Genomic DNA, 19,408 nt, shown 5'->3' with positions numbered 1-19,408 from the left:
GTGTAAAGCAACAAAATTTTAGCTAAAAAAGTAAGCATGGAAAATTTGCATTATTTTGACGGGGTAAAAGATATGATTATAAAGAAAAAAAAGGAAAAAATAACAGGTGGCATAATTGTAGCGGCAGGAAAGATATCTGAAGGTAATGATGAATGCTCATTATTGAAAATTGGATCTATTACTGCAGTAAAAAGAATTGTTTTGACCTTTCAGCAGGTTGAAATTTCACCGATTGTAGTGATAACTGGATATGAAGCCAGGGAAGTTGAGCATGATTTGGCTGATTACGGAGTTATATTTTTAGAAAACAAGAATTATGAAAATTCACAGATGTTTGATTCTGCGAAAATTGGATTGGAATTTTTGCAAGATAAATGTGATCAGGTGATATTTAACCCTGTAAGTATTCCAATGTTTACACCGGAGACCATTCAGAAGATGATGGAATGTGGTGCGGAGGTTATTTCTCCATCCTATCATGGAAAATCTGGACACCCTCTTTTGATATCTTCAAAATTGATTCCAGACATTTTAAAATATAACGGAAATATGGGAATGAGAGGAGCCATTAGGAGTATTAAAGTGAAAAAACAACTGATGGAGATAGAAGATGAAGGTATCCTTCAAGATATGGATGATATTGATCACTTAGATCAACTTCTAAAAAAGCACAATCAACACATTCTTCATCCTTTTGTTAGAATAAGTATTGAAAAGGAAACCATGTTTTTTAACTCGAGGACAAAATTACTTTTGCTGCTGATTAAAGAGATGCACTCTGTAAGAGGTGCATGCAGACATATGGCATTATCTTACAGTAAGGCGTGGAATATGTTAAATCAACTGGAACAAGAATTAGGTTATGCAGTGGTTGAAAGAAGACATGGTGGCAGCAGAGGCGGGAAAACTTTTTTAACAAAAGAAGGAGCAAAGTTCTTAGAAAAATATCAGCTTTTTGAACAAAACGTGCGTCAATATGCAAAAGATGAATTTGACAGACTATTTTAAAATCCAGAATTTTATGTAAAGCAAGTTCCTTTGACAAAGAATTTGATGAAATATACCCTCTATTTTATAATGAATGTAACAGATATGTTTACTTATTATAAATGTTAAGAGGGTTTTTTATTTTACCCTATATGAATTTAAACGTATTCACATAAGGTAAAATGAATAAGTATCTTTGTAGTTGTGAATTGAATAAAACATATAGGAGGAATTATATGGAAAAAATAAGCAGATCTATAAAGAAAAAGGATCACGATGATAAAATAAGTGGACGTGCTTTATATGTAGATGATTGTGTAATGGAAGGAATGCTTTATGGCAAACTTCTTCACTCTACTAAAGCAAAAGCACGCATTGCTGATGTTGTTGTACCTAAATTACCTGAGGGATATTATGTTGTGAATAAAAATGATGTGACAGGGGAAAACCGTGTTCATATAGTTCTTGATGATACGCCTGTATATGCTGAGAATACTGTGGAATATATCGGTGATCCAATTTTGATGGTTGTTGGTCCCGAACTTGATGAAGTTAAAAGGATTTTAAATGAAATTGTTGTAGTATATGAAGAGCAGATACCTGTTCTAGACATGCGCAAATCCAATACTGTTTTTTTTAATTATAATTATGCAAAAGGAGATATAGATAGGACATTAAAGGAAGCAGACCGTGTTTTTGTGGAAACTTTTCAAACAGGCTATCAAGAACAAGCCTATCTGGAGACTCAAGGTATGATTGCCTATCCTCATGGGGAAAGAATGACTGTACGTGGTTCCATGCAGTGCCCATATTATGTACATGGTGCAGTTACAAAGGCACTTGGATATGATGAAAAGGATGTACAGATTATTCAAGATGTTACTGGTGGGGGATTTGGAGGTAAGGAGGCATTTCCATCCATACTTGCCTGCCAGGTAGCGGTAGCAGCGAAAAAAGTTAACAGACCGGTAAAAGTTATATTTGACAGGCGTGAAGATATGGAATTTACTTCAAAGCGGCACCCTTCAATATGCACTTATAAAGTGGCTGTAAAAAATGGTAAAATTACTGGCATGGATATTGATGTATTGTTTAACAGCGGTGCATATACTACTCTGTCGCCTGTAGTTTTGCAGCGTGGTGTAATTTGTGCAAGTGGTGTATACGATATAGAAAATTTGCGTGTTGTAGGACGTGCGGTTAAGACCAATACTATACCCTGCAGTGCATTTCGAGGCTTTGGTGCTCCCCAGACTTTCTTTGCGGTAGAAATGATGATGGATCATATTGCCAGGGAAATGGGTGTTGATTCTCTGGAACTGAAAGAAAAGTATATTGTTAAACAGGGAGATTCAACGTCCACCAGCGGTAAGTATCACTTCCATGTACCTTTACCTGAAATGATTAAGCAAATTGACGAACTCACTGATTATCGTGATAAATGCAAGAAGTATAAAAATCAGAGGGGAAGATATCGTAAGGGAATTGGTATGTCTGTGTTCTATCATGGCTGCGGTTTTACGGGCAGTGGAGAACGCGATCTCATCAAAGCTGTTGTTAAAATAAGAAAAAACTCAGATGATACTGTAGAGATTTTGGCCAGCAATTCTGATATAGGCCAAGGCATAAAAACTACTTTTAGTAAAATTGTTGCAGATACACTTGGAATTTCCTATGACAGGGTTTTAATACAAAATCCAGATACGGATCGTGTACCTGATTCAGGTCCTACAGTAGCCAGCCGTTCCCTTATGGTAGTCGGAGAACTGCTTAGACGTGCAGCGGGAAAACTTAAAAAACAGTGGGAATCAGGAAAAGAACAGGTTGTAGAAGAACACTTTATAGAACCTGATTTTGTAATTCCATTCAGCCTTAAAGAATTCAAGGGAGATGCTTATCCAACTTATTCCTGGGCTGCTAATGTGGTTGAGGTTGAAGTAGATACTCTAACTGCAGCCACAAAGGTATTGGGTGCATGGGGGACTTATGACGTAGGTGTGCCCATTGATATGAATATTATAAAAGGACAGATGCAGGGAGGCTTCCTTCAAGGTATTGGATATGCTTCTATGGAACAGATAAATTGTAATGAAAAAGGAAGAATTCGTAATAACAGTTTTACTGATTATATTATTCCCACTGCAGTGGATGTGCCTAATCTGGTAACGGAGATTATCAACAATCCATACACTCATGGACCTTATGGAGCAAAAGGCGCAGGCGAACTTCCCCTTGTCGGTGTAGCTCCTGCTTATATCGAAGCTATGGAAAATGCTCTTGGTGTAAATTTAAATAAGGTACCATTTACCCAGGAAGATACTATGAAGGTTTTACAGGGGGTGCTTAAATAATGATAAAATTTATTCTCAATGGAAAAGAAGTGGCATCTACAGCGGAAGCAAATGAGCGTTTGCTGGATATACTTCGAAATGAATTCCGTCTTACAGGCGTGAAATGCGGATGTAAGGAGGGTGAATGCGGAGCCTGCTCTGTAATTCTCGATGGCAAACTTGTCAATTCCTGTATGGTGGCTATGGGAAGTATTGAAGGCAGTTCTGTCATGACTATTGAAGGTTATCGTGAAACCAAGCGTTTCGAAGTAATAAGCAGGGCCTATGCTTCTGTAAGTGCGGTGCAGTGTGGTTTTTGCATTCCTGGAATGGTACTTGCTTCTGAGTGTATCCTTTCCAAAAATCCAAATCCTACAGAAGAAGAAATCCGTGAAGGTATTTCTGGAAATCTCTGTAGATGTACCGGCTACAATGCTATAGTTAATGCAATTTCTATAGCAGCAAAGGAGGGAAAAGGGTTATGGTAAATTGTTATCAAGCGGCATCCTTGGAAGCGGCACTGAAAATCCGTGCAAAAGAGTCTGTCACGCCTTATGCTGGAGGTACTGATTTAATGGTTAAACCAAGAAAAGATGCTGAATATCTATTTTTAAATAAAGTACCTGAAATGAAAAAGATTGTAGAAGATGAAAAATATATCCGTATTGGAGCGGCATGTACTTTTACAGAAATTATTGAAAGTAAATTGACACCAGCTATTTTAAAAGAAGCAGTGTCCCAGATCGCTGCACCGGCAATTCGAAATCTGGGAACTGCTGGAGGTAATATATGTAATGGTTCCCCAAAAGCAGACAGCGCATTGGTATTTTTTGCTACGGATTCTAAGTTGAGACTTGTGAGCAGTAAAGGTGAACGTGTTATTCCAATTACTCAATTTTATCTTGGACGAAATAAGACTTCGCTGCAAGATGATGAATTGTTAGTTGAAATACTTATGGACAAAACAGGTTTTAACAATTACTATTATAAAAAAGTAGGGGCAAGAAATGCTCTTGCTATTTCAAGGGTTTCCTTTGCCGGTGTGATCAATATTGACAAGAGCATAATTAAAAGATTTATTACTGCATTTGGTGCAGTCAGTGATATTATATTAAGAAAGGATGATATTGATTCAATGTTCGTGGGAAAGACCATTGAGGAGGCAAAGTCTGTTAAGGAAGATTATCTTGCAGCATACGATAGGGCAATTGTCCCTATAAGGGGCAGGGTTTCTGCGGAATACAGAAAAGCTGTCTGCATGAATTTGCTTCGTGATTTCCTTGAGAGCGAGGGAATCTGATTTATATTAGATGACTTAAACTAAAGTGGAAATGTGCCTGGATTTGTATAGATCAAATTCAGGCACATTGTTTTATTTGAAAGTTAGCACATTATCTCAATTTAAGAATTACTTGTATAATAGGGTTCCCAGATTTCATCTTCTACTGCTTTTTTAGCATCAGATATAGGTTTTCTATTTAAGCCCTCTTTTACAGCTTCCTTTACTACAGCAATGGCTACAAGCTTGGAGGCTTCTCTAAGTTTATCAACTGGAGGAAGAATAGGAGCCCCTGGTTTTGAGAGATCCTGCAGGGATGCAATACCGTGCGCTGCGGCAGACAACATGTCATCTGTCACTATTCTTGATTTTGCAACTATTATGCCAAGTCCCAATCCAGGATAGAGAAGTGCATTATTAGCCTGACCTATGATATAAGTTACTCCTTTGTAGGTTACAGGATCTGACGGACTTCCTGTAACTACGAGTGCCCTGCCGTCACTCCATTTTATTATATCCTGTGCCGCTGCTTCACAGAGTCTTGTAGGGTTTGAAATGGGCATAATGGCAGGTCTTTCATTTATTTCAGACATAGCTTTTATTACTTCTTCTGTAAAGGCACCATGTACACCAGAGGTGCCGATGAGTACGGAGGGTTTGACTTCTCTTATTATTTCAGCCAGATTTTTTAAAGGATTTTTAAATTCATTTTTCGATCTCGTATATTTTTTTTGTCCCTCCGTAAGAGTATCCATATCGTCAGTAAGAAGTCCCTGACGATCTACAAGGTAAAATTGTTTTTTAGCTTCTTCTTCAGATAGGCCATTTCGTATCTTTTCCTGGAATATTTGATCAGTTACACCTATTCCAGCAGTTCCTGCACCAAAGATCACCACTTTATGATCTTTAACAGGTATATTTGTGGCCCTGGCTACAGCGTTTATGGCAGAATTCATCATCACACCGGTACCCTGAATGTCATCATTAAAGGTACAGATTTTTTTTCTATACTTTTCCAAAATAGTTCTGGCATTTCCGCGGCCAAAATCCTCCCAGTGAAGAAGTGCTTCAGGAAATAATTCGAGACTTATCTTTACAAATTGATCTATGAAATCGTAATATTTTTTACCTGTAACCCTTCTGTGCTTATTTCCCAGATAAAAGGGATCATTTAAAAGTTTTTCATTATTGGTTCCCATATCTATTACTACAGGAAGGACATTCCTGGGATTTACCCCTGCAGCTACAGTATAGACTGCCAATTTGCCGATAGAAATATCAACGCCCTGTACTCCCCAGTCTCCTATGCCAAGTACGCCTTCACCATCAGTTATAACTATAAGCTTTATTTCATCCAGATCTTTGAGGAATGCCTGAATGGATTTTTTTATATCTTCGGGATGATCTATCGACAAAAAAACAGCGTCCTTTGGAGTATCGTAATTTTTGGAATAATTTATGACAGCATCTCCTATAGTTGGGGTGTAAATTATAGGTAGAAATTCAGCGATATGTTTTCCAACTAGATAATAGAACAGAGTTCTATTGGTGTCATATATGTTCATGAGATAAAGATGTTTTTCAAGATCGCTCCCAAAGTTTTTTGATCTGTCGTAGGCTAATTTTTCCTGCTCTTCTATAGTTCTTACGGCATCCGGAAGGAAACCTGTCAAATCATATTTTTTTCTTTCATTTTTTGTAAAAGCAGTTCCTTTATTTGAAAATGGGTTTCTCAATAAATCCTGGCCTTTTAAATAATTCATCTGTAAACACTCCTTATTAGTTGATTTGTATTTTAATATTCAGTGTAAAGTAAAATTGAATTTGCATAGGGAATTCACCGTAAAGTCCACTCTAGCAAGAGTGTCTACTTGATCTACATCCTCTATTTTGAAATTTACCTTATATAATATTATACTAAACAGGATCAATTTTTTCAGTTTTTTGGTTTAAAAATATGAGAAATTAAATTTTAAATCAAGTTAAATCAATATTTACATTTAGCTTCATCCTGGACTGAGGGTTTTCTATTTCCATAACAGATTTTTTAACTTCGTATTTGTCAGTTACAGACAGTTTTATATGGAGTTTAAAATTGTTTGATTTATGAAGCTGTTTCATAAAATCATGAAATTCATCAGAGCTCTTTTCAAAACTAAAATTTTTGTAGAAATTATCATTTTTCTCCTTAGCTTGATTGTTTATGATATTAAATAATAGTTTTTTCACATCTTCAGAAATTTTATTCGAAATTAGAGAAACAGTATAGCCACTTTCTTGGTTTTTTTCAATTTTAATGTTATTTAACACATCAAATAGAAATTTAAATTTATTTACTCTATTTTCATGATTTAATTTAGTACTGTTATGAAAATAAAGATCATCGTGATAATGAATATGGAATCCGTTATTGTTGTTCATCTCAAACAGCTTAGTATTTCCCTTTACGCCTGTCATGTTGAAACTGCCTTTAATATTTTCCTTTTGTTTGATTACACCTATTAAATCATAGATAAATTTTATTTTATTCATTTATTTCCCCCTAAATTTTATTTACAATGTGATTTTGATGTCTGAACTTAAAAGTATATTGAAGAAATTTTAGAATTAGGATTTTTTTACTGGATGTTATATAATTATTTATAAAAGAAAAATTATATGAGTGTATAAGGGAGCGATTTTCAGTGAAAAAAATACTGGTAGTTGTGGATTATCAAAAAGATTTTGTAGATGGAAGTCTGGGGTTTGAAAAAGCAGTTGCACTGGAAAGTAGAATTGAAAAAAAGATTAAGCAATATAGGGGAAGCGGTTATGAAGTGGCGTTCACTTTTGATACCCATGGAGATAATTATCTAAATACTCAGGAGGGAAAGAATCTGCCTGTTCCACACTGTATCGTGGATACAGAAGGATGGAATTTATACGGAAAAGTTGCCACTTTATATGATGAAAATACCAGGCGTTTTGAAAAACCTACTTTTGGCTCAATGGAACTTGCGAAATATCTTAGTGGTAACGGATATGACAGTGTAGAGTTAGTTGGTGTTGTGTCCAATATCTGTGTTATATCCAATGCTGTTTTAGCTAAAGCGGCGCTGCCAGAGGCTGAAATCATAGTTGATGCATCCTGTACTGCCAGTAATGATGACAGCTTAAATGAAAAAGCTTTTGATGTTATGGAGGGAATGCAGATAAAGGTTATAAATAGATGAGAAATTAGAATCTTTTAGTTAATTTGATAATATTAAGTTTAATAATGTATAATAAAATAGCAAATATAGTAATGTTTTATTATTTTTAGCTAAAATAAGGTTGTTTTACGTCAGATGATATTATGATGAAGATACGTAAAATAATTTAGGAGAAAGAAATGGAAGTTAAATCAGCATATAGAGTTTTAAAAATTTTTGAGTTATTGTCAAAAAATAAAAGTGGATTGACTATAGCAGATATAAGCAAAAAATTAGATATTCCACAAAGCAGTACTTCTAATTTGATTAGAACATTGTATAGTTCAGGATATGTAGCACGAGATGAAGCTAAGAAATATGTTCTTGGAGTAAGATTAATCCAGCTGGGATCAGTAGCTATGGAATCTTTTGATATAGGTGCTGTGGCGAAACCAATACTACAGAAATTAACACAAAAAGTTCAAGAAACAGCTTTTTTAGCTATTCGTGCTCAATATGAAGTTGTTTATATATTGAAGATTGATTCAAATCGATCTGCTAATACAACTGCACAACCTGGATATCATAGACCTTTATATAATACTGGATTGGGAAAAGCATTTTTATCAGCTATGACAAGAGAGGAACAAGAAAAAATATTTTCAAATATTGAATTAAAACCAGTTACTAAACATACAATTACGGATAAAAATGTACTTATTAGACAGTTAGAACAATTTAAACGTCAGGGCTATGCTATTGATGATGAGGAGAGTGAATATGGGCTATATTGTATTGGCACAACAATTTCTACTGTGGACAAAAATATAGAAGCTGCTATTAGCATATCTGGATCAAAGACTAGAATAATTTCCAACAAGGAGGCTATTATAGAAGATATGTTTGATGCAGCAAATGAAATTTCTAGAAAACTTGGAGGAAAGTAGGAATACATATTTTATAGAAGCTGGGAAAATTTTGCATTGCACCTAAAGGGTGCTTTTTTTTTACATTGGAATCCATAGAGTTAATAAAAAAGGAATTTAAGGGAGAAATTTGTGTAGGTGCAGGAACAGTCCTTACAATTGAACAAGTAAATAATGCAATAGAAGCAGGGGCTGATTATATTATTTCGCCTAATACGGATATAAAAGTGATTAAAGAAACTAAGAGGTTAAATAAAATATCTATACCAGGTGCTTTTACACCATCAGAGATTGTAACTGCATATGATGCAGGAGCTGATTTTGTTAAATTATTTCCAGCAGGTTTATTGGGAGCAGGATATATTAAAGCTGTATACGGGCCGCTAAACTATATTCCACTACTTGCAGTAGGAGGAGTTAATTTGGATAATATATCTCAATTGATGGGTGCTGGGATATCGGGTGTTGGTGTCGGAGGAAATCTAGTAAATAAAAAGAATGTACAAGCTGGAGAATTTGGTATGATAAAAAAATTATCAAAAAAATATGTAGATAAGATTGAAGGGCGCTAATTAATGTATAATATTTATTTTAATTCAGGGACATCCAACACACGAATTTATTTAGTTAAAGACTTTAAGGTTGTTGATTTTTTAGAAAAGAATGTGGGTTCGAAAGACTCGTCTATATTAGGCAGCAACATTGTATTACTAAAGGGTTTAAAGGAGCTGTATGACAGCATACTAAATAATAATAATTTGTCAGATAATAATATCAATAGGGTATATGCTTCAGGAATGGTTACTTCGCCATTTGGAATTAAGGAAGTATCACATATAACTGTTCCAGTTTCAATTAAAAGACTTTATGATACTATTTATAAATATTATGAGCCTGATTTTTTTAAAAGATCAATTTACTTAATTAGAGGAGTAAAGACGATAGGAGAAGATTTTGTAGCTAATAGGTATAATATTTCTTCTATTAATAATATGAGAGGTGAAGAGATAGAAACATTTGGTATGTTGTCAATGGTTAAGGAAGATTGGAAGGAAGATGGGGTATCAGTGTTTTTACCAGGATCTCATACCCATATAGTATATATTAAGCATGGCTCTATTAAAGATATTTTGTCTACGTTTTCAGGGGAACTTTTTTATGCAGTTTCAACGAGTACGATTTTAGCAACCTCAATAGACAGTAAAACAGACAAGATTGATGAGGAAATGTTGTTAATGGGTTTTCAAGCGTTAAAGGAATATGGAATAAATAGGGCACTTTATTTAGTAAATACTATGAAAATATTTAGTAAATTAGATAAAGTTGAAAAAACTTCGTTTTTAGAAGGTGTAATAATGGGTGGAGTTATATTAGCATTTGAGAAAATATTAGAAGATAAATGGATGGATATAAAAGGTATAGCTATTGTTGGAAATAACAAAATAGCTAATATTTATAGAATTCTTATGAAAAAGTTAAATAGATATATACCTGTTAACACTTTTCAACAACCGGAAAAAGAAAGCTTTGCGGTAAAAGGTTTTCTAGAACTTATAAGAATGGAGGAGCTAAATTGAATAAAAAGGTATTTATTACTTCAAGATCATTTGGACAGGTGAGTGATAGGCCACTAAAAATATTGAGCCAAAATAATATAGAATATGATTTTAAAAGTAAGCCAAGTCTTTTGGAAGAAAAAGATTTTTTAAATGTAATTGATAAATATGATGCACTTATAGTAGGTGCAGATAAGATTACTGAAAAAGTAATAGAAAAAGGTAAAAATTTAAAGATTATTTGTAAACATGGGACTGGAGTAGATAATATTGATTTAAATGCAGCTAAGAAGAATAATGTTTGTGTAACTAATGTAGCAGGTGTAAATTCTGATGCGGTAGCAGATACGACCTTTGGATTGATTATTGACATTGCAAGAAGGTTATCATATGCCTCAAATATAGTAAAGTGTGGAGAATGGACAAAAGTTATTGGCGTTGATGTGCATAATAAGACTTTAGGTATTATAGGATTTGGTGCAATAGGTAAAAAGGTTGCGAAAAGGGCTTTAGGATTTGACATGAAAGTTATAGCATACGATCCGTTTATAAATAAATTGCCAGATAATTATGATAAAGTACAATTATCAGGATTTCAATATATTCTTAAAAATTCGGATTTTTTAACTTTGCATATTCCTCTAAACAAGGGTACGAGAAATCTTATAGATGAACCCCAGATGTCAATAATGAAAAAAGGAAGTTTTATAATCAATGCATCAAGAGGTGGAATCATAAATGAAGATGCTCTGTATAAGAATATTATTAATGGGCATTTGGCAGGTGCTGGTTTAGATGTTGTTGAAAAAGAACCAGCAAAAGGAAATCCTTTGCTGAAATTAGATAATGTTGTTATCTTGCCTCATATAGCATCATATTCAAAAGAAGCTATAGACTCAGTAAGTACTACATGTTCTTGGAATGTGGTAAAAAAATTAAATAATGAAACGCCAGACAATATAATAGTGTAATTCAATAAAAATTATTATTTTAATATTAATTTAATATATTATGGAGGGTTATTATGAAAATTACAGGTTATAAATTATTTCAAGTACCGCCAAGATGGTTATTCCTAAAAATAAATACTGATGAAGGAATATCAGGATGGGGGGAGCCAATAGTTGAGGGAAGAGCTTCAACTGTTAAAGCTGCAGTAATAGAATTTATGGATTATATGGTTAATCAAGATCCAATGAAAATTGAGGATCATTGGAATATTATGTACCGTGCAGGATTTTATAGAGGTGGACCTATATTAATGAGTGCAATAGCAGGAATTGATCAGGCCCTTTGGGATATAAAAGGGAAATATTTTAATGTTCCTATATATCAATTACTGGGAGGAAAATGTAGAGATAAGATTAAGGTTTATTCATGGGTTGGCGGAGATCGTCCTTCGGATGTTGTTAAAGCAGCTAAGTCGGCTGTTAATGCAGGATTTACGGCGGTAAAAATGAATGGCTCTGAGGAACTGCAAATTGTTGATTCATATAAAAAAGTAAATAAATCAGTTGAAAGAATAGCTATGATAAGGGAAGCTCTTGGATCTGACATTGGAATTGGAATAGATTTTCATGGAAGGGTACACAGGCCAATGGCTAAAGTTCTTGCAAAAGAATTAGAACCATATAAACCCATGTTTATAGAAGAGCCAGTATTGCCAGAGAATAATGAAGCCCTAAGAGATATCGCAAATGCTGTAAGTATACCAATTGCCACTGGGGAGAGAATGTTTTCTAGATGGGATTTCAAAAAAGTATTTATAGATGGATATGTAGATATAATTCAGCCAGATCTATCTCATGCTGGTGGAATTACTGAATGTAAAAAAATAATATCTATGGCAGAAGCATTTGATATTGCAGCAGCTCCCCATTGTCCATTAGGACCAATAGCACTTGCGGCATGTTTACAGGTTGATGCAACTGTATATAATTCATTTATTCAAGAGCAGAGTTTGGGAATTCATTATAATGTTAAAGCAGATTTGTTAGATTATCTTAAGGATAAAGAAGTTTTTGATTATAACGATGGGTATGTAAAAATACCTAATGGGCCTGGCCTTGGAATTGAAATTAATGAGAATTATGTAGATAAGATGGCTAAGATAGGACATAACTGGAGAAATCCTATATGGAGACATAATGATGGAAGTATATCGGAATGGTAGTTTTTGGAAAGATAGATATAAACTTTTTGTATAGTGTTTTAGATTTACCTTAATAATATTTAGAAGGGAACGATAAATATGGAAACTGGTAAAAATATAAGAATTGAAAATACAAAACCTACAAGAGCAAGAATGATAATATTAGCAATGGTTTTTGTATGTGTTATAATTAATTACATGGATAGAAGTAATGTATCCATTGCTGCCCCAATGTTTAGTAAAGAATTACATTTATCATCAGTACAACTTGGACTAATATTTTCGGCTTTTGGTTGGGCATATGCACTTTTGCAAATTCCAGGAGGAATATGTTTGGACAAGTTTGGATCAAGGGTAATGAATACGATATCATTAGGAATGTGGTCATTGTCAACGTTATTACAAGCTTTTGTTAAGGGATTTCCGTCATTTTTAGGATTAAGAATATCATTGGGAATCTTTGAGGCACCAGCATTTCCAACTAATAATAGAGTTGTAACTACATGGTTTCCAGAAAATGAAAGAGCATCTGCTATAGGATTTTACACATCAGGGCAGTTTGTTGGATTAGCATTTTTAACTCCTTTATTAGTTGCACTTCAAAATATTTTTGGATGGAGAGCCTTGTTTGTCATTACAGGAGTGATTGGGATGTTATGGGCTGCAGGATGGTATTTTTTATATAGAGATCCTAAGGCAAGCAAATGGATTAATGAACGGGAACTTAATTTTATTCGAAAAGGTGGAGCAATAGTAGATATATCTAATAAAAATGAAGAGGGAAAGATTAAGCGTAAATTTACCATAAATGATTTTAAGATTGTATTAACTAGTCGTAAATTATGGGGTATATATATAGGACAATTTGCAGTGTGTTCAACATTATGGTTTTTCCTAACTTGGTTTCCAACTTACTTGGTAGAATATAGACATTTAGGTTTTATTAAAATGGGTTTTTTAGCTTCACTGCCATTTTTAGCAGCATTTTGTGGTGTAATAATTTCTGGAATAATTTCGGATTCTTTAATTAAAAAAGGTGTGTCAGTTGGGATAGCAAGAAAAACACCTATAATATTTGGGCTATTATTATCAACATCAATAGTAGCAGCGAATTTTGTTGAAAGTCCATCGCTTGTTGTTTTGTTTATGACATTGGCTTTTCTAGGAAATGGACTAGCATCAATAACGTGGGTTTTTGTATCTACAATAGCTCCTATAGAATTAATAGGGTTAACAGGAGGTGTATTTAATTTTATAGGAAATTTATCATCGATTTTTATACCATTAGCTATTGGATTTATTGTCAAGGGGGGAAACTTTCAACCGGCTATTATATTAATTGGTGTGATTACATTTTTGGGAGCTTTGTCTTACATATTCTTAGTAGGAAAAGTTGAAAGAATAAAGGTTAATGGCTAATAATCTAGAATTCATAAAAACATACTGTAATTTTCTTATGTGATTCACCAATGTTATTATTAATGTGTTAATATAATTTTATAGTTTAGTTGAAATTGACGTTTTATAAAGTTAATCTTAAGATGACATTATCACAAGTTAACAACACAAAAAATGAATTAAATATTGACTTGAAACTAAAATTGTGTTATTCTAAGCTACGGTAAATTAAATAGTAGGAGCCCTTTAAAACTAGTTCAGAGAAACTGGGAAGGCTTAGTAATGATTTAAGATATTATATAATATTCAGTAAAAGTGTCTTCCAAATTGAGGAGACACTTTTTTGAACCTTTAATTTTAGTACAGAGATACTGAGAAGGAGGAAGGAAAATGTTAAAAGGAAGACATTTAATCGACATCATGGATTTTTCGACAGAAGAGCTTGATGAAATATTTGAATTAGCCAATGAGATAATTTCGGGAGAAGAAAAATTCTCTCAGGTATGTCGGGGAAAGTTACTGGCTACGTTATTTTATGAACCCAGTACTAGAACCAGGTTGAGCTTTGAATCAGCCATGATGAGACTGGGCGGAAAGGTAATAGGGTTTTCAGATGCACGTTCAAGTTCCGTGTCAAAAGGTGAAAGCATAGCGGATACCATAAGGGTAATTGGCTGCTATGCGGATATAGCTGCTATGAGGCATCCAAAAGAAGGAGCACCTAAAATTGCATCTATGTACTCCCCTATACCCGTTATAAATGCGGGAGATGGAGGGCACCAGCACCCTACTCAAACTCTTGCAGATCTTTTAACTATCAAATCTATAAAAGGAACAATGTTCAATCTGAAGATAGGATGTTGTGGAGATTTAAAGTTTGGAAGAACAGTACACTCGCTTATTAAAGCCATGTCTAGGTATGAAGGAAACAGCTTCACATTGATATCTCCCAAGGAATTGAAAATACCCGATTATGTAAAAAAAGAGCTGGACAATAAGAATGTTGAATACAGTGAAACGAGTAATTTGGAAAATGTTATAGACTCTTTGGATATTCTTTATATGACAAGAGTTCAAAAGGAAAGATTTTTTAATGAAGAGGACTATGTAAGGTTGAAGGACAGCTATATATTGGATAGAGAAAAGATGTCCAGAGCGAAAGAGGATATGATAGTGCTGCATCCACTGCCGAGAGTAAATGAAATCTCTTATGAAATTGACAGGGATCCCAGGGCCTGTTATTTTAAACAGGTGAAATACGGCATGTACGTTAGAATGGCTCTTATGATGAAATTACTTGGAATTCAATAGGGGGTAATGAATAATGCTTACTATAAATAGTATAAAGAACGGAATTGTCATTGATCATATAAAGGCTGGATTTGGAATGAAAATATATAAGTATCTTGAGCTGGATAAAGTTGATTATTCTGTGGCTCTTATAATGAATGCTGAAAGCAGAAAGCTTGGGAAAAAAGACATTATAAAAATAGAAAACAATCTGGAAATGGACTTTGATGTACTTGGGTTTATAGATCCAAACATAACAATTGATATAATAAAGGATGAATCCATATATAAAAAAATAAAATTAAAGCTGCCGCGCAGGGTGGAGAATATAATAGAATGTAAAAACCCAAGATGTGTAACTTCTGTAGAAAAAAATATACCTCATATTTTTAACCTGGTGGATGAAAAGACAGGGGAATACAGATGTGAATACTGTGATCAGATATATGAAAATATATCCCTATAAAGTATACAGTAGGATTAGAGTTCGTGAAAGGATGATTATAAATGGAACTTCTTATAAGGCATGCCAGGGTAGTGGATTGTTCTCAGGATTTTCTAGGAGATGTGTATATAAAAAATGGAGTTATAAACAAAATTGGAAAAAATCTGGAAGGAAATTGCAGGACAATAGATGCTAAAGGGTTAGTTCTAATGCCATCCTTGGTAGATTTGCATGTGCATTTTAGAGAACCGGGATTTACAGATAAAGAGGATATAGAAAGTGGGTGCAGGGCTGCAGTCAGAGGGGGGTATACCATGGTAAATCTCATGGCAAATACGAATCCCCCCTGCAGCAGCATGAAAACTATAAATTATGTATTGAAAAGAATCAGAGAAGTGGGACTGATAGATGCACATCAATGTGCCACTATAACCAATAATTTTGACGGAGAGGATATAAATCATTTGGATGAACTCAGCGGAGATGTAAAAATAATATCTGAAGACGGAAAAGATGTCATGAATGGCGGAATTATGCTGAAAGCTATGATGAAGGCTAGAAAACTGGGAAAGATAGTAATGTGCCATTCAGAGGATGGATCCCTTTCGGACATTGACATGAGGCTGGCGGAAAATATAATGACCTGGAGAAATATATCATTTTCGGAATATACAGGATGTCCTGTGCACATAGCCCATGTAAGCACCAAAGAATCCATGGAATATATAATAAGGGCTAAAAGCAATGGGGCAAATATAACTTGTGAAGTTACTCCTCATCATATAGTCCTTTCAGGAAACAATTACAGGGTGAATCCTCCCATAAGAGATGCAGAGGATGTAAATTACCTCGTGGACAGTATAAAAAAAGGCTGGGTAGATGCTATAAGTACGGATCATGCACCTCATACGAAAGAAGATAAGCAAAGAGGTGCAGCTGGGATATCAGGTATAGAGACAGCTTTCAGCTTGTGTTATACAAAGCTTGTTAGGGGAGGTCACATAACTTTAAATAGACTTTCACAGTTGATGTCCAGAAATCCTTCCAGAATATTGAAGGTCCAGAAAGGACTTATAACTCCAGGATATGATGGAGACTTGATTTTGGTAGATTTAAACGTGGATTATATAATAAGAAGCTGTGAATTTAAATCCAAAGGTAAAAATACTCCCTTTGAAGGACGTAGGGTATTTGGTAAAGTGATTAAAACAATAAAAGCAGGAAAGACTGTGTTTGAACAGGAAATTTGATATTTTTGATTCGAGGGGGTTATTTATGATTATAGATGAATTATATGACAGAGTGGAGAAGACGGGAAATGTATGCGTAGGTCTGGATACAGACCTGGAATACATACCTAAAAATATAGTGAAATCCTGTGAAAGTGCAGAGGATGCAGTATTTGAATTCAACAGAAATATAATAGACAGCACTTTTGATGTAGCTGCCTGTTATAAGGTGCAGATTGCCTACTATGAAGCCCTGGGAATTGAGGGTATTAGAGCTTATAGCAGGACTTTGAAATATATAAGGAGCAGGCATGCCATAGTTATTGCCGATATTAAGAGGGGAGACATAGCAAAGACAGCTGAAATGTATGCAAGAGCCCACTTTAATGGAGATTTTGAGAGTGACTTTATCACTCTCAATCCATATATGGGGTTTGACACCATAGAGCCCTATATACCTTATATTGCAGGCAAAAATAAAGGCCTCTTCATACTTATACGAACTTCAAACAGGGGTGCTAGGGATTTACAGTATGTAAATACGGAAAAAAAGAGAAAATTATATGAAATAGTGGGAGAAAAAATAAACAACCTGGGCAAAAGATATCTGGGGAACTGCAGTTACAGCAGTATCGGCGGTGTAATAGGCTGCACTCATCAGGAAGAGGGAGCTCAGCTTAGAAGCAATTTGAATACTACCTTTTTTTTAATACCCGGATACGGAGCACAAGGTGGAAAAGCTGAGGATATTTCAGTTTATCTTAAAAATGGCAACGGCGGCGTGGTGAACTCCTCCAGAGGTATATTACTTGCCTATAAGAACAGGGAAATGGGTGAAAAAAACTATGGAGAATGTGCCAGGGAAGCGTGCATTAAAATGAGAGAAGATATATGGAAATTAAGATAATAATGGAGAGAAATGGAGAAAAAATCTATTGGAAGATAAGTTAAATTATACATGTAAGGAAGTATATGGAAACGCAGAAATAAGCGACAATATATATCAACTTGAAGTCAGCGGTAGTTTCAGGGGAAACCCAGGCCAGTTTTATATGCTGAGATGCTGGGAAAAGGAACCTGTATTGTCAAGGCCCATAAGCATACATGCTTTGGAAAAAAATAAAATAACTTTCCTGTATCGGGTAATAGGGAATGGAACCAAGAAACTGTGCAATTTAAAAAGAGGGGATAAAATTAACCTCCTGGGGCCTTTGGGAAATGGATTCAATATGAAAAAACTGGAGGGAAACATTGCCGTAATAACTGGTGGAATAGGTATTGCTCCAATGTTTTATCTTGTCGTGGATATGATAAATCACAATTTAATCAGCAGTGAAAATCGAAAAAATTTGAAAGTGGATTTGTATGCAGGATTTAAAGATGAAATATATTCTGTAGAAAAATTCAGATCCCTTGTTGATAATGTATATATTACTACAGAATCGGGTAAATATGGGAAAAGAGGTTTTGTCACGGAGGGATTTAAACCGGAATTTTATGATATGGTACTGTGCTGTGGACCTGAAGTCATGATGAAAAAAGTGGCGGAAGGTTGTGTGAGAAAAAAGGTAGCAGTGTATATGTCCATGGAAAGACGTATGGCCTGTGGGATCGGGGCCTGTTTGGGATGTGCCTGTAATACAATTTTTGGAAATAAAAGGGTATGTAAAGATGGTCCTGTTTTTTCAGGCCGGGAGCTGGTATGGTAAGTTGAAACTGTTTATTTTATTTGGAAGGGAGTTTGGTCAATTGCTGGATATATGCGGCGTGAAACTTAAGAATCCTGTAATTGCTGCATCGGGAACTTTTGGATTTGGAGAGGAATACAATGCTATCTACGATGTGTCAAAATTGGGGGCAATATGTTCAAAAGGCATTACACTGAATAAAAGGGAGGGAAATTACGGCACTAGGATTTTCGAAACTACAGGGGGTATATTAAACAGTGTGGGACTTCAAAACCCAGGTGTTGATCATTTTATAGAAATTGAGCTGCCTGAGATGAAAAGATTTGACACAGTTGTAATAGCCAATCTGGGGGGAAGTACTTTGAAGGAATATATTGAGGCCGTGGAAAAGCTGAGTGATTCAGATGTGGATATTGTAGAACTCAATATATCATGCCCCAATGTGAAAAACGGCGGTATGGCTTTTGGTATAAAATCCCGGGTGGCCAATGAAGTAGTAAAAGCGGTCAGAGAAAAATGCAGTAAACCTCTTATGGTAAAATTGTCGCCCAATGCAGAAGATATTGTGGATATGGCCTTAAATTGCTGTGAAGCAGGGGCAGACAGTATATCTCTTGTAAATACCTTTAAGGCCATGGCTGTAGATGTAAGAAATAAGAAAGCGGTATTTGATAATATTACTGCTGGGCTTTCAGGACCTGCAATAAAGCCCATAGCTCTTAGAATGGTGTATGAGGTTTCAAAGGCAGTAAATGTTCCTGTAGTTGGGATAGGTGGAATATGCAGTTGGGAGGATGCGGTGGAATTTATCATGGCAGGTGCCAGTGCGATTCAAGTTGGAACTGCAAATTTCATTAAGCCTGACATATGTCTGGATATAATAGAGGGGCTTGAAAAATATGCGGCAGAGGAAAAAATAGAGGATTTAGAAGAAATAAGAGGAATAATCTAGGAGGAA

At 34.8% G+C, this 19,408-nt stretch carries 19 protein-coding genes; 17 read left to right on the top strand and 2 right to left on the bottom strand.

All coding sequences use genetic code 11. The features are described from left to right. The first annotated feature begins 72 nt into the window (after window positions 1–72). The 4 genes from ACFHWD_RS00790 to ACFHWD_RS00775 all read left to right on the top strand — a co-directional run bounded on the left by ACFHWD_RS00790 (window position 73) and on the right by ACFHWD_RS00775 (window position 4,617). Window positions 73–1,008: an NTP transferase domain-containing protein gene (locus ACFHWD_RS00790; RefSeq protein ID WP_150357284.1), complete on the top strand. Its 936-nt coding sequence runs from the start codon at window positions 73–75 to the stop codon at window positions 1,006–1,008. A 215-nt stretch (window positions 1,009–1,223) separates the two neighbouring features. Continuing rightward, the gene (locus ACFHWD_RS00785) at window positions 1,224–3,338 is read left to right on the top strand and encodes a xanthine dehydrogenase family protein molybdopterin-binding subunit (RefSeq protein WP_150357285.1); all 2,115 of its coding nucleotides are present in this window, start codon (window positions 1,224–1,226) and stop codon (window positions 3,336–3,338) included. Next, window positions 3,338–3,805 carry a (2Fe-2S)-binding protein gene (locus ACFHWD_RS00780; RefSeq protein ID WP_150357286.1) on the top strand — a complete coding sequence of 156 codons (468 nt, stop codon included), beginning with the start codon at window positions 3,338–3,340 and terminating at the stop codon, window positions 3,803–3,805. The genes ACFHWD_RS00785 and ACFHWD_RS00780 overlap by 1 nt, the downstream gene beginning before the upstream one ends. Continuing rightward, the gene (locus ACFHWD_RS00775; RefSeq protein ID WP_150357287.1) at window positions 3,799–4,617 is read left to right on the top strand and encodes a xanthine dehydrogenase family protein subunit M; all 819 of its coding nucleotides are present in this window, start codon (window positions 3,799–3,801) and stop codon (window positions 4,615–4,617) included. Before ACFHWD_RS00780 ends, ACFHWD_RS00775 begins: the two co-directional genes overlap by 7 nt. 101 nt (window positions 4,618–4,718) lie before the next feature. On the opposite strand, the gene ACFHWD_RS00770 is transcribed toward ACFHWD_RS00775, so the two are convergent. Next, window positions 4,719–6,398: an NAD-dependent malic enzyme gene (locus ACFHWD_RS00770; RefSeq protein WP_268905676.1), complete on the bottom strand. Its 1,680-nt coding sequence runs from the start codon at window positions 6,396–6,398 to the stop codon at window positions 4,719–4,721. A gap of 175 nt (window positions 6,399–6,573) precedes the next feature. Further along, entirely contained in the window at window positions 6,574–7,128 is a 555-nt protein-coding gene (locus tag ACFHWD_RS00765) for a hypothetical protein (RefSeq protein ID WP_150357289.1), read from the bottom strand. 152 nt (window positions 7,129–7,280) lie between these two features. Here ACFHWD_RS00765 and ACFHWD_RS00760 point away from each other — a divergent pair, with 152 nt between their 5' ends. The 13 genes from ACFHWD_RS00760 to ACFHWD_RS00700 all read left to right on the top strand — a co-directional run bounded on the left by ACFHWD_RS00760 (window position 7,281) and on the right by ACFHWD_RS00700 (window position 19,402). Further along, the gene (locus tag ACFHWD_RS00760; RefSeq protein ID WP_179977924.1) at window positions 7,281–7,808 is read left to right on the top strand and encodes a cysteine hydrolase family protein; all 528 of its coding nucleotides are present in this window, start codon (window positions 7,281–7,283) and stop codon (window positions 7,806–7,808) included. A 158-nt stretch (window positions 7,809–7,966) separates the two neighbouring features. Beyond that, on the top strand, window positions 7,967–8,713 hold the full coding sequence (locus ACFHWD_RS00755; RefSeq protein ID WP_179977923.1) for an IclR family transcriptional regulator: 747 nt from the start codon (window positions 7,967–7,969) through the stop codon (window positions 8,711–8,713). 65 nt (window positions 8,714–8,778) lie between these two features. Beyond that, window positions 8,779–9,264, top strand: a complete 486-nt coding sequence (locus ACFHWD_RS00750; protein WP_150357292.1) for a bifunctional 4-hydroxy-2-oxoglutarate aldolase/2-dehydro-3-deoxy-phosphogluconate aldolase — start codon at window positions 8,779–8,781, stop codon at window positions 9,262–9,264. 3 nt (window positions 9,265–9,267) lie between these two features. Next, on the top strand, window positions 9,268–10,269 hold the full coding sequence (locus tag ACFHWD_RS00745; RefSeq protein ID WP_150357293.1) for a 2-dehydro-3-deoxygalactonokinase: 1,002 nt from the start codon (window positions 9,268–9,270) through the stop codon (window positions 10,267–10,269). Further along, a complete protein-coding gene (locus tag ACFHWD_RS00740) occupies window positions 10,266–11,219 on the top strand; it encodes a phosphoglycerate dehydrogenase (protein ID WP_179977921.1) in 954 nt (317 codons plus the stop codon). Before ACFHWD_RS00745 ends, ACFHWD_RS00740 begins: the two co-directional genes overlap by 4 nt. A 53-nt stretch (window positions 11,220–11,272) precedes the next feature. Continuing rightward, complete coding sequence (dgoD, locus tag ACFHWD_RS00735; RefSeq protein ID WP_150357945.1) at window positions 11,273–12,421, top strand: galactonate dehydratase; 1,149 nt, start codon at window positions 11,273–11,275, stop codon at window positions 12,419–12,421. Window positions 12,422–12,499: 78 nt separating this feature from the next. Next, entirely contained in the window at window positions 12,500–13,819 is a 1,320-nt protein-coding gene (locus ACFHWD_RS00730; RefSeq protein WP_150357946.1) for an MFS transporter, read from the top strand. A 369-nt stretch (window positions 13,820–14,188) separates the two neighbouring features. Further along, complete coding sequence (gene pyrB, locus ACFHWD_RS00725) at window positions 14,189–15,109, top strand: aspartate carbamoyltransferase (RefSeq protein ID WP_150357947.1); 921 nt, start codon at window positions 14,189–14,191, stop codon at window positions 15,107–15,109. A 13-nt stretch (window positions 15,110–15,122) separates the two neighbouring features. Continuing rightward, entirely contained in the window at window positions 15,123–15,554 is a 432-nt protein-coding gene (locus tag ACFHWD_RS00720) for an aspartate carbamoyltransferase regulatory subunit (protein WP_150357948.1), read from the top strand. Window positions 15,555–15,595: 41 nt separating this feature from the next. Further along, window positions 15,596–16,783: a dihydroorotase family protein gene (locus ACFHWD_RS00715; RefSeq protein WP_378059834.1), complete on the top strand. Its 1,188-nt coding sequence runs from the start codon at window positions 15,596–15,598 to the stop codon at window positions 16,781–16,783. A gap of 25 nt (window positions 16,784–16,808) precedes the next feature. After that, the gene (gene pyrF, locus ACFHWD_RS00710) at window positions 16,809–17,669 is read left to right on the top strand and encodes an orotidine-5'-phosphate decarboxylase (RefSeq protein ID WP_150357950.1); all 861 of its coding nucleotides are present in this window, start codon (window positions 16,809–16,811) and stop codon (window positions 17,667–17,669) included. A gap of 28 nt (window positions 17,670–17,697) precedes the next feature. Continuing rightward, entirely contained in the window at window positions 17,698–18,471 is a 774-nt protein-coding gene (locus tag ACFHWD_RS00705) for a dihydroorotate dehydrogenase electron transfer subunit (RefSeq protein ID WP_150357951.1), read from the top strand. Window positions 18,472–18,511: 40 nt separating this feature from the next. Continuing rightward, window positions 18,512–19,402 (top strand): dihydroorotate dehydrogenase, encoded by an 891-nt coding sequence (locus ACFHWD_RS00700; protein WP_150357962.1) that lies wholly within the window; start codon window positions 18,512–18,514, stop codon window positions 19,400–19,402. Window positions 19,403–19,408: the final 6 nt, after the last annotated feature.

The sequence above is a fragment of the Clostridium sp. MT-14 genome, from assembly GCF_042436595.1.
Lineage (GTDB): Bacteria > Bacillota > Clostridia > Clostridiales > Clostridiaceae > Clostridium_B > Clostridium_B aromativorans.
The sequence above is the reverse complement of the archived record's forward strand: the minus strand, read 5'-3'. Positions and strand labels throughout refer to the sequence as shown.